Raw genomic sequence first — 11,773 nt, forward strand, 5'->3', positions numbered from 1 at the left:
CATAACATTTAATTATTTATTTCCACATAACAGCAACGATTGAAGTTTTATTTTACTAATCCTTGTTTTAATACATTATCAATTCGCTCTTGTAAGACCATTTTCTTAACTTTGTATTCAAACGAAACTAAGTTGACTGCCTTTTGTGCTTTTCTGTGTGCACTGACAGTATGTGTTTTTTCAAATTCTCTCACAAGATTTTGAGCTTGAATCAATTTTTGTTCCTTTTTAATAGTTACATCTGTTTTCGCTGCTGGTTTATTAAATTGTGGACGTGCACCATATTCGAATGTACCATCGTTAAATTCTAAAATATTATAGTCATGTTTGAATTTAATATATTTAGGTGTTGAGTTAAATTTTGGTCTAGATTGATATTTAAAAGTACCATCATTGTACTCTACGATATTGTGATTAATACTCACTGGTTTCTTTTCTCTTGGACCGTATCCTTCGCTCGCATCTGCTGTTGACGCAATTGTAGTTGTAGTAATACCAATTGCCGCTATTGTTAATAAAGATTTTGCTATCAATTTATTTTTCATGTTAATTATCCTCCAAATTATTATCTTACATTTATTAAGTTATCCTATTTATACAACTTTTGAAATTAACTAATTATTAATTAACTATAAACACTTTATAATATAGACAAAATATAGTTATCTATCTTGTGACTCATCAGCACTTATACACTAGTCAAAAAATTCATGCCTCTACTTTTTCGAATTTCAAAAATAAAACCACACAACAAAAAAGACACCATTTGAATGTTGGTGTCTGATGGTATAATTTCATAGATTTTATTTGTAACTTCTCATCCTATAGTTAAATATTGTTACCCAGCTAATGATTAATGTTGGTAGAATTACTAAATTCAAATTAGACACGTCAAAAAAGACAGATTGGAAATTGTCGATATTAATATCATTAATGTCCATTTTTTCATTTACTGCCTGATAGATCGCAAAGTAAACTAAGAACCATTGAATTAAATGTTCTAAAACGACAACCTCTGTCAAATCGACATTCTTTTTTCTAAAAAGTAATCTAACTATAAATAATTGGAATATACTTGAAATCAAGATCAATATAATACCCATTAAGAAAAAACTACCAAAATCAATTGTGATAAATTGAATAATACCATAAATAATTACGGCAGATATCGCCAGTGAAATATATCCTATAAAGATAAATACCACACCCATAAAGAGTGTCTTTAAGAACAGAAAAGGCTTCTTTCTATTTGTAACCAAATAGCTCAATATACAAAGTAGTAATAGAATTGTTAAAATTTTAATTATCATCGTTTGACCTCAATATATTTATTTATATCTTTATTATTGACCACGAAAAAATAACAATCACTTAAGTGATTGCCAATAATACTCAATGCCTACTCTATAGTAATCTTGGCACGTGATTTTACACTATTTTATCTATTTAAAAATGTAAGTGTTGAATTATGCTTACTTCGAAAATGTATAATTCAACTAAATAGTATAATATTTAACTTATATATTAATCATAACATATCAACCTTAATTAGAATATATCTCTTATTTCTTTATAAGTAAAATTATACATATTAATCAATTCTCTACTATGTGTCATTTCTTTGCTTTATAAACATTAATTATCAAAAAAGCTATGTGTATAACAATTTGGAGTGTTTGTATACTCAACATAGCAAACAAAATGCAGAGAAATATATATAGTTTTAACAATAAAAATCATTCAATCATAGTTGAGTGACGTTTACTACTATTATTATACTATCAACAAATTCAATAATACCTCAAATAAAAATAATAACATCAAATTCATCATTATTCTTTTTCGATTGCATTAAACCTTATTAATTTGCACTTAATTTTAATTAATGAAGTGTTAACTGGTAAATGCATGAAACCGTTTGTAAAATAGCAGTGTACTCGCATTAGTAAGTACAAATTTATTTTACAGGGAGAACTTATTATGAAAAAAAATATCACAAAAACTATTATCGCATCTACAGTAATCGCTGCAGGTCTTTTAACTCAAACTAATGATGCTAAAGCTTTCTTTAGTTATGAATGGAGAGGTTTAGAAATCGCTAAAAATTTAGCAGATCAAGCTAAAAAGGACGATGAACGTGCTGATAAATTAATAAAAGAAGCCGATGAAAAAAACGAACACTATAAAGGTAAAACTGTTGAAGACTTATATGTAATAGCTAAAAAGATGGGTAAAGGCAATACAAGAGCTGTAGTAAAAATCAAAGACGGTGGTAAAAATGGTTATTATACATTCGATATCACTCGCCCATTAGAAGAACATAGAAAAAATATTCCAGTGGTTGGTTCTGGTGAAATCAGCGAAATTACTTGGCAATAATTAATATACTGAATTAAATAGTTGTACGCCAAACGTTAGAAAACAATGCTAACGTTTTGGCGTGCTTTTTTATTTTAGGTAACTTCCAATTTATTTAGCATCTTTACGACTGTTTAATAAAGCACGTATGATTAACACGGTTGCCACTATATCCGTTACAATTTTTATGATTGTTAATACATTCGATTTCCTTTTCACAATAGCCACCTCGCTTATTCAAAACATAAACAACTATTGCATTCACTTTTAAGTAATTATATATAAGATTTATCCCAATAACCTCACCATTCAAATGAACACAACATTATAAATTAATTATACCTTTGGATATAGCAAAAAAGCCACACTCTATAGCATGGCTTCTATCAATTATTTTAAAGTATTATATTTTAAAACTAGATCGATTTGTCTTTGTAATTTTTTCTTTTCATAACTGTGTTGGAAATGAATTAAGTTAACAGCTCTTTGTGCTTTACGGTGTGTTGCAACAGTTCTTGTACGTTTGAACAAGTTTACAGCTTTTTGTGCATCCACAACTTTTTTATTTACTTGTTTTTTAAAGTTTGTTTGATACTCGTTATATTTTTTTACAGTTTCAGCGTTTTTAGTTTGTGCATGAGATTCACCGGCAAACGTTGATACCGTTAAACTAATAGCAGCTATGCTTAAAATTGATTTCCCAATAAAATTCTTTTTCATAATTAATAACACCTATCCTCAAATATTTATTTTGTATATATTTATAATAATAGACAGATACAAAAAACTACATTAACTATTTATTAACTAAACATTAATATTTGTGTCACTACATTTCTGAATTTCAAGAATTTTGCTACTCCATATTTTAACCATCAAATTATTGATATAATTTATGCCTTTAGAAATCCTTTTAAATATGTATACGATTCATGATTTTAACTAAAATTTCAAATTTCCTGACTTCTTAGAATCTTAATTTTATACTTTTTAACAATACACTTTTAACCAAATAATCAACATGATTCAACCATATAGAACCATCAACAATCACATTCCCCAAAATTACAATTCTTTTCATAACATAAATGTGTTATTCATTCCAGTTATCTTATAAAATTGTCAGAAATACTTTTAAATAAACATTCATGTCACGACCTCCTAGTTAAATCAGTCTATAAACTAAAAAAAGCCATAGCTACTTTCTATTTAAAAAGTAGTATGACTTATTGTTTCGTGATGTCGATTTTTGAAATTGATGGTGCCATGTAAAGTTTGATCATCAATAATAACTTCAGCATATGTTTCTTCCATTGAACTTCTAGATTGAGATATACTTCCAGGATTAATAACATGAACACCATTAATATACTCATATTTTGCCACATGTGTATGTCCATAAAATGCAAACAAACAACCTAATTCAAGTCCTTTTTTAGCTAATAAATCTCTTGTTCGATTGACTTGATATAAATGCCCATGAGTGTAAAATGCTTTCACGCCATTACATTTTGCGACCGCTTCATTTTCAAATTCTGGATAAAAATCACAATTGCCTTTTACTCTATTAAATAAGCTAAGTTCCGTATCATCATACGCGAATTCTGAATCTCCTAAATGTAAATATACATCTGCATCTGGGTGCATTTCATAAATTTGATATAAAACGCCTGATTCAGTATGGTTATCACTAACAATAATCCATTTAGACATTTTTATCACCTTCAAGAAAAGCTTGAAGTAAATTAATCGCATTTCGTCTATGACTAATTTGCCCTTTTTGTTCTTTAGAAAGTTGAGCCATGGTTTTATCTAATTTCGGTACATAAAATATCGGATCATATCCGAAACCATTTTCACCATATTTTCCATCTGCAATTTCACCTGAAACAGTACCTTTAAATACTTTTGTTTCCATATCAGGGCCACTCATACTTATGACACAAACAAATTGCGCACGACGATCAGTTGTATTACCAAGCTTATTTAATAATTTTTCAATATTTGCTTCATCGCTTTTATTTTCACCAGCATAACGTGCAGAGTATATACCTGGCTCACCATTTAATGCAAAAACTTCTAGTCCACTGTCATCAGCTATGACCGTTTTATTCAATGCTTTTGCAGCAGCTTCTGATTTTAATATAGCATTTTCTTCAAATGTTGATCCTGTTTCTTCCACATCAAAATCTGGTATTAGTTCCGAAATACCTATTACGTGGTAATCTGGAAATATCACTTTAAAGTCATTTATTTTCCCTTGATTATTCGATGCAATAACAATCTCTTTCATTAAAAATCCTCCTAGTCATTCACTGATATACGTTCCACATTGACAGATAAATTTAACCACTCTTTGATAATGTTAGTAATGTGAATAGGATCACCTGTTGCAAAAAATCGATGATCTGGATGTTCAGTATAACTTGCATGTTCATTACTAAATGTTAGCAATGCACTAACTTCACGAGCCGTTTCTAATCCAGACGAAATCACTGTCTTTTTACCACCAAAATAATCATAGATAGGTTTATAGAGCAATGGATAGTGGGTACATCCTAAAATGACAGTATCAGACTCACTATTACGCCAACGTTTCAGTGTTTGATGAATGACAATGCTTGTAATTGTTGGATCACTATATCTCATTTGTTCTACAAGTGGCACAAAACCTGGACAGGCAACGCCATGTACCTCTACATGTGGATTTATACGTTTAATATGCGTACGATATGCTTCAGATTTAATTGTACCTTCCGTTCCTAGTACTAATACATTTTGATTTCTAGTAGTCATTATTGCTGTTCTAGCACCTGGTTCAATTACGCCAATCACTGGGATTGATAAGGTCTTTTGTAAATATTCTAAAGCTACAGCAGTTGCTGTATTACAAGCAATCACGAGCATTTTTATATCAAATTCCATTAATTTACGAGCGATTTCAACTGTATATTGTTTTACTTGTTCTCCTGGTCTTGGCCCATATGGACATCGCCCAATATCACCTAAGTAATAAATCGTCTCATTTGGCAACTGACGCATAATTTCTTTAGCTACTGTCAAACCTCCGACACCAGAGTCTATTACACCTATTGGTTTATTCATATTCGGTCATCCTTACTTTTAATTTAATTTTTAGTTTATCATAACTAAGCATTGGATTTTAGTATTATGCACTGTGTTTACCATTTTTGTCATTATAATATAATACTTGTTTTAAATCAGCCCACTATCATATTGTCATGTAATCTGCCTATTAAAAAAATCCCTTCTAAGTTATTGTGTATCTCCATTCAATTTAATTTTGAAAGGAACATAACATTTTAACTCAAAAGGGATTAATTTTTATTCTACTTCATGGTCTGAACCAAAGAATGATTTAAACATATGGAATGTTGTTTCTCTGTTCATTGCTGCAATGGATGTTGTTAATGGAATACCTTTAGGGCAAGCATTAACACAGTTTTGTGAATTACCACATTGCTGTAAGCCACCTGTACCCATTAACGCATTTAAACGTTCATCCTTAGTCATAGATCCTGTTGGGTGCAAATTAAACAAACGAACTTGCGAGATTGCTTGCGCACCAACAAATTTATTATTTTCAGTAACATTAGGACAAACTTCTAAACATACACCACATGTCATACATTTAGATAATTCATAAGCTGTTTGACGTTTTTTCTCTGGCATACGTGGTCCCGGACCTAAATCATACGTTCCATCGATTGGGATCCATGCTTTCATACGTTTTAAGTTATCGAACATTCTAGAACGATCAACTTGTAAGTCACGGATAACTGGGAAAGTATTCATTGGCTCTAAACGAATAGGTTGTTCTAATTGATCAACAATCGCAGAACAAGATTGTCTTGCACGACCATTGATAACCATAGAACATGCTCCACATACTTCTTCTAAACAGTTCATATCCCAGACAACAGGTGTTGTTTTTTCACCTTTAATATTCACTGGGTTACGTCTAATTTCCATTAAACATGCAATGACGTTTAAATTTTCACGATATGGAATTTCAAATGTTTCTTCATAAGGCTTAGAATCACTTGTATCTTGTCGTTTAATAATTAATTTTACTGTTTTTTGTTTCGGTTTAGATTGTGTTTCATGTTGTGGAGTGTTTTTCACTGATTGTTCAGTCATTATTTTTTACCCCCTTTAGACTTACTTGTGTAATCACGTTTACGAGGTGGTATTAAACTCACATCGACGTCATCATAAGTAAACTGTGGTTTTTCAAATGCGCCTTGGAATGAGGCCATTGTCGTTTTTAACCACTCTTCATCATTACGCTCTGGGAATTCTGGTTTATAATGGGCACCGCGTGATTCGTTACGGTTATATGCACCAATCGTAATAACACGTGCAAGTACTAACATGTTCCATAATTGACGAGTAAAGAATACCGCTTGGTTACTCCAAGTTTGAGTATCTTCCATATCAATATCTTCATAACGTTTCATCAATTCAACAATCTTTTTATCTGTTTCTAACAGTTTTTCATTTTCACGAACAACAGTTACATTTGCTGTCATAATTTCACCAAGTTCACGGTGTAATTTATATGCATTTTCTGTACCGCGCATAGCTAATAATTTATCAAAACGTTCTTGCTCTTCAGCTTTACGTTTTTCAAAAATACTTTCGTCCATATCAGTATATGATCGATCAATATTTGAAATATACTCAATCGCGTTTGGACCTGCTACTGTACCACCATAAATCGCTGATAACAATGAATTGGCACCTAAGCGGTTACCACCATGTTGAGAGAAGTCACATTCTCCAGCTGCAAATAACCCTTTAATATTTGTCATTTGATCATAATCTACATATAGACCACCCATTGAATAGTGGACAGCTGGGAAAATCTTCATTGGTACTTTGCGTGGGTCATCACCAGTGAATTTTTCATAAATTTCAATGATACCACCTAGTTTGACATCTAACTCATGTGGATCTTTATGTGACAAATCAAGATATACCATGTTTTCGCCATTAATACCTAATTTTTGGTTAATACATACATCGAAAATTTCACGCGTTGCGATATCACGAGGTACTAAGTTACCATAATCAGGATATTTCTCTTCTAAGAAGTACCAAGGCTTACCATCTTTATATGTCCAAATTCGTCCACCTTCACCACGTGCTGATTCACTCATTAGTCGTAGTTTATCATCACCAGGTATTGCAGTAGGATGAATTTGAATGAACTCACCATTAGCATAAATAGCGCCTTGTTGGTAAACAATGGAAGCCGCTGATCCTGTATTAATCATTGAGTTTGTTGTTTTACCGAAAATAATACCAGGGCCACCCGTTGCCATAATAACTGCATCTGATCCAAATGTTTCAATCTCAGCAGTTGTCATATTTTGTGCAACGATACCTCTTGCACTATCATCGTCACCTTTAACTATGCCAAGGAATTCCCATCCTTCATACTTCGTAACTAATCCATCTACTTCATATGCACGAACTTGTTCATCCAATGCATATAATAATTGTTGTCCAGTTGTTGCCCCTGCATATGCTGTTCTGTGGTGTAATGTACCACCGAAACGTCTAAAATCTAATAGACCTTCATTTGTTCTATTGAACATTACGCCCATACGGTCTAATAAATGAATAATTTTAGGTGCTGCCTCTGTCATCGCTTTAACAGGTGGTTGGTTTGCAAGGAAGTCGCCACCATACACTGTATCATCAAAGTGAATCCAAGGAGAATCGCCTTCCCCTTTAGTATTGACCGCACCATTAATGCCACCTTGGGCACAAACAGAGTGCGAACGCTTTACTGGTACAACTGAGAATAAATCTACATGTGCACCTTTTTCTGCCGCTTTAATTGTTGACATTAAGCCCGCTAGGCCACCTCCGACAACAATAAGATGTTTCTCTGCCATAAAAATGTCACTCCCCTAAATTTTCAATCTATATTTGTTAAATGCGATGTATTACATAAAGGCAATAATTGCAGTAACACCAATATACGAAATAACTAAGAATACGATTAATGAAACCCATGTAAATACTCGTTGTGATTTTGGAGATTGAAGTCCACCCCAAGTAACTAAGAATGACCATAAGCCATTTGCAAAGTGGAACACAACAGCAATAATACAAATAATATAAAATATTGCCCATCCAGGATGTTGCAATGTTTCGTGCATTAAATCGTAATTCACTTCTTTGCCGTAAAATGCTTTTTGTAAACGTGTTTGCCATAAATGGATACCAATAAAGATAAATGTTAAGATACCACTCACTCTTTGGAAGAAGAACATCCAGTTTCTAAAAATCGAGTAATGTCCAACATTTTCTTTTGCTGTAAATGCAATGTGTATACCAAACAAACCGTGATATAACAACGGAATGTATATAAATAAAAATTCTACAATAATTAGAAATGGTAATGATTCCATAAAGTTAGATGCCTTATTAAACGCTTCAGCACCTTGTGTTGCTTGGTGATTCACTAATAAATGAACGACCAAAAATGCACCTATTGGGATAATACCTAATAACGAGTGAATACGTCTTAGATAAAATTCATTTTTTGATTGAGCCAAAAGGAGTCCCCCCTGTGAACGAATATTTAATTTATTGAGCTATTTATATTAAACGTACGCTTAACCCCCTAAAGTGATATCGTTTCTAGCGTTGTCATTATCATTAAGCGAAACAAATTAAAGACAAATACACACTGCACGATCACCAAACTGCATGTCGAACAATGTAACATTTGGATTCGATATTTAAGATTGCTTATGATGATAAACTTTCTCATTTAGAAAACGCTTCCACGTACATTCAAAAAAATAACTTTGTTAACCATATTGTAACATTATTTCATATATTTTGGGGCATGAGAATGATTCTCACGCCCTGTAATTTATTTATGCAATTGTTCATGTAGGTTCTTTGCAACGTTTTCAGGAATACCTATATTTTTAAAATCTTCAAGTGTAGCTTCCTTCATTTTCTTGATTGAACCGAATGAACGCAATAATAATGTTTTACGTTTGCTACCGATACCATCTATATCATCAAGTATTGATTTCAAGCCGGTCTTTTGACGTGTTTGTCTATGAAAGGTGATTGCGAATCTGTGAACCTCATCTTGGATACGGTGCAACAAATAAAATGCTTGGCTATTTTTCTTCAGTGGTACAATTTCTGCACTAGCGCCATATAATAATTCAGATGTTTGGTGTTTATCATTTTTTTGCAAACCTGCAACAGGGATATCAAGACCTAATTCGTTTTGTAGCACATCAATAACCCCGTTCATATGTCCTTTACCACCATCTACTATTATTAAATCAGGTAATGGTAATCCTTCGTTTAAAACGCGAGAATATCGTCGTCTTACTACTTCTCTCATTGATTTGTAATCATCTGGACCTATAACCGTTTTGATTTTATACTTTCTATAATTTTTCTTGTCTGGTTTACCGTCGACAAATGTAACCATTGCTGACACTGGATCCACACCTTGAATATTAGAATTATCGAATGCTTCAATTCTAATTGGTGTTTGAATTCCCATTTGTGTTCCAAGTTCTTCAATAGCTTTAATTGTTCTGGACTCATCACGTGATATTAATTCAAATTTATTATTTAAGGATACTTTAGCGTTATGTGCAGCTAGGTCAACCATATCTTTTTTGGGACCTCGCGCGGGTTGAACGATTTTAGTGTCCACAACAGATTGAATCATTTCTTTATCCAAATTACGTGGTACATGAACTTCCTTAGGTAAAATATGTTGGTTTAAGCTATAAAATTGTCCAATAAATGTATAAAATTCTTCTTCTTCTGTTTGCTGTAATGGAATCATCGTTGTATCTCGCTTTATCATATTACCTTGTCGTATAAAGAAAACTTGGATACACATCCATCCTTTATCAACACTATAACCAAAGACATCACGAATCGTTTTATCTGATGACATAATTTTTTGTTTGTTAGTTAGATTTTGAATATGTTGAATTAAATCTCTATATTCTTTAGCTCGTTCAAAATCAAGTGATTCACTTGCAGTTAACATTCGCTCTTCTAAACTTTTTAAAATTGTTTTGTCTTCCCCATTCAGAAAATCAGTAATTTCCTTCGTCATTTGTGCGTATTTACTCAAATCAACGTCATATACACATGGTCCTAAACATTGTCCAATATGGTAATAAAGACATAATTTATCTGGCATCTTATCACATTTGCGATATGGATATATTCTGTCTAATAATTTTTTAGTTTCTTGAGCAGAATATGCATTCGGATACGGTCCGAAATATTTGCCAGTACCTTGTTTTACAGTTCTCGTCACTAGTAGTCTAGGATATTTTTCCTTCGTAATTTTAATAAATGGATAACTTTTATCATCTTTTAATAAAATGTTGTATCTAGGTTGATATTGTTTAATCAGATTCAATTCAAGTAAAAGTGACTCTGTTTCACTAGACGTGACAATAAACTCAAAGCGACGTATTTCACCAACCAGTCTCGTTGTTTTAGCATCATGAGCGCCCGTAAAATATGATCGCAATCGATTTCTTAGCTTTTTAGCTTTGCCAACATATATCACTTGATCATTACGATCTTTCATTAAATAGCAGCCTGGTTCCATAGGTACGACATTTAATTTATTTTTAATTCGTTGCTTATAGTCTTCCAAAAATATCCCCCCTTCTAATTTTAAAATGAATGATACTACAAAAGTGCTTCAAATTTATCACCACTAATTCTAGTTCATAGTCAACATCTTCGAGTATGACTTTTCATGCACATCATGTAATATTGAACATTGTTTTATCAAACCAACTGCTACATGTCTATTAGCATGCTTGATTATCATTTATCGTTCATAGATTTATTAATCCCACCATTCTCAAGTCGTAAACAATATGATGACTTATCATTCAACTTTTTATATTAAAAACACAAACAAAAACTGGAGCAATTCATTAAAGAAATGCCCCAGTCGTCATTGGTTGTAACTTATAAATGTTTATCTAAAACTTCAGCTAAGTTTTCTTTTGGTTGGAAACCAACAACTTTATCAACTGGTTGACCGTCTTTAAAGACGATTAATGTTGGAATACTCATCACTTCATATTTAGCTGCAGTTGATGGATTTTCATCAACATCTAATTTTAAAATGTCAGCTTTACCTTCATAGTCAGCTGCTAATTCTTCTAATACTGGAGCGATCATTTTACATGGACCACACCATGTTGCCCAAAAATCTACTAGTTGTACACCAGATTCTACTTTTGAATCAAAATCTGCATCTGTTACTTTTACGATTGCCATAAATGCCAATCCTCCTTAATTATTATTATGATGTTCAAATTATATCAGATAACATGCTTCATGTATTTCTATTTGCTCA

At 32.1% G+C, this 11,773-nt stretch carries 13 protein-coding genes and 1 pseudogene; 2 read left to right on the forward strand and 12 right to left on the reverse strand.

Going from position 1 to position 11,773, the window contains the following annotated elements:
• Positions 1–47: 47 nt before the first annotated feature.
• Both efb and ACXQH5_RS06060 read right to left on the reverse strand, forming a co-directional pair.
• A complete protein-coding gene (gene efb, locus ACXQH5_RS06055) occupies positions 48–545 on the reverse strand; it encodes a complement convertase inhibitor Efb (RefSeq protein ID WP_000791583.1) in 498 nt (165 codons plus the stop codon).
• Between the two features lie 258 nt (positions 546–803).
• Entirely contained in the window at positions 804–1,310 is a 507-nt protein-coding gene (locus ACXQH5_RS06060; RefSeq protein ID WP_000584398.1) for an SA1002 family membrane protein, read from the reverse strand.
• Between the two features lie 670 nt (positions 1,311–1,980).
• Here ACXQH5_RS06060 and ACXQH5_RS06065 point away from each other — a divergent pair.
• The gene (locus ACXQH5_RS06065) at positions 1,981–2,379 is read left to right on the forward strand and encodes an FPRL1 inhibitory protein FLIPr (protein ID WP_000739567.1); all 399 of its coding nucleotides are present in this window, start codon (positions 1,981–1,983) and stop codon (positions 2,377–2,379) included.
• A 369-nt stretch (positions 2,380–2,748) separates the two neighbouring features.
• On the opposite strand, the gene ecb is transcribed toward ACXQH5_RS06065, so the two are convergent.
• From ecb to uvrC, 9 genes and pseudogenes are all read right to left on the reverse strand, one after another.
• Positions 2,749–3,078, reverse strand: a complete 330-nt coding sequence (gene ecb / locus ACXQH5_RS06070; protein WP_000739208.1) for a complement convertase inhibitor Ecb — start codon at positions 3,076–3,078, stop codon at positions 2,749–2,751.
• 250 nt (positions 3,079–3,328) lie between these two features.
• Positions 3,329–3,439 (reverse strand): annotated as a pseudogene (locus tag ACXQH5_RS06075) (hypothetical protein); the annotation flags it as partial.
• A 128-nt stretch (positions 3,440–3,567) separates the two neighbouring features.
• Positions 3,568–4,071, reverse strand: coding sequence for a YfcE family phosphodiesterase (locus ACXQH5_RS06080; protein WP_000049481.1), 504 nt, complete (start codon positions 4,069–4,071; stop codon positions 3,568–3,570).
• Positions 4,064–4,651 (reverse strand): XTP/dITP diphosphatase, encoded by a 588-nt coding sequence (locus tag ACXQH5_RS06085; protein WP_000659317.1) that lies wholly within the window; start codon positions 4,649–4,651, stop codon positions 4,064–4,066. The genes ACXQH5_RS06080 and ACXQH5_RS06085 overlap by 8 nt, the downstream gene beginning before the upstream one ends.
• An 11-nt stretch (positions 4,652–4,662) precedes the next feature.
• The gene (gene racE / locus ACXQH5_RS06090; RefSeq protein ID WP_001039658.1) at positions 4,663–5,463 is read right to left on the reverse strand and encodes a glutamate racemase; all 801 of its coding nucleotides are present in this window, start codon (positions 5,461–5,463) and stop codon (positions 4,663–4,665) included.
• A gap of 240 nt (positions 5,464–5,703) precedes the next feature.
• The gene (gene sdhB / locus ACXQH5_RS06095; RefSeq protein WP_000139712.1) at positions 5,704–6,519 is read right to left on the reverse strand and encodes a succinate dehydrogenase iron-sulfur subunit; all 816 of its coding nucleotides are present in this window, start codon (positions 6,517–6,519) and stop codon (positions 5,704–5,706) included.
• Positions 6,519–8,285 carry a succinate dehydrogenase flavoprotein subunit gene (gene sdhA, locus ACXQH5_RS06100; protein ID WP_000818283.1) on the reverse strand — a complete coding sequence of 589 codons (1,767 nt, stop codon included), beginning with the start codon at positions 8,283–8,285 and terminating at the stop codon, positions 6,519–6,521. The genes sdhB and sdhA overlap by 1 nt, the downstream gene beginning before the upstream one ends.
• A gap of 51 nt (positions 8,286–8,336) precedes the next feature.
• On the reverse strand, positions 8,337–8,951 hold the full coding sequence (locus ACXQH5_RS06105; RefSeq protein ID WP_000079317.1) for a succinate dehydrogenase cytochrome b558 subunit: 615 nt from the start codon (positions 8,949–8,951) through the stop codon (positions 8,337–8,339).
• 323 nt (positions 8,952–9,274) lie between these two features.
• Positions 9,275–11,056: an excinuclease ABC subunit UvrC gene (gene uvrC / locus ACXQH5_RS06110; protein ID WP_000390527.1), complete on the reverse strand. Its 1,782-nt coding sequence runs from the start codon at positions 11,054–11,056 to the stop codon at positions 9,275–9,277.
• Positions 11,057–11,221: 165 nt separating this feature from the next.
• On the opposite strand from uvrC, the gene ACXQH5_RS06115 reads away from it, so the two are divergent.
• Positions 11,222–11,317 carry a hypothetical protein gene (locus tag ACXQH5_RS06115; RefSeq protein WP_031844936.1) on the forward strand — a complete coding sequence of 32 codons (96 nt, stop codon included), beginning with the start codon at positions 11,222–11,224 and terminating at the stop codon, positions 11,315–11,317.
• Between the two features lie 62 nt (positions 11,318–11,379).
• Here the strand turns inward: ACXQH5_RS06115 and trxA are convergent, their stop codons facing one another.
• A complete protein-coding gene (trxA, locus tag ACXQH5_RS06120) occupies positions 11,380–11,694 on the reverse strand; it encodes a thioredoxin (RefSeq protein ID WP_001018928.1) in 315 nt (104 codons plus the stop codon).
• Between the last annotated feature and the right edge of the window lie 79 nt (positions 11,695–11,773).

The organism is Staphylococcus sp. SA22 (assembly GCF_054165785.1).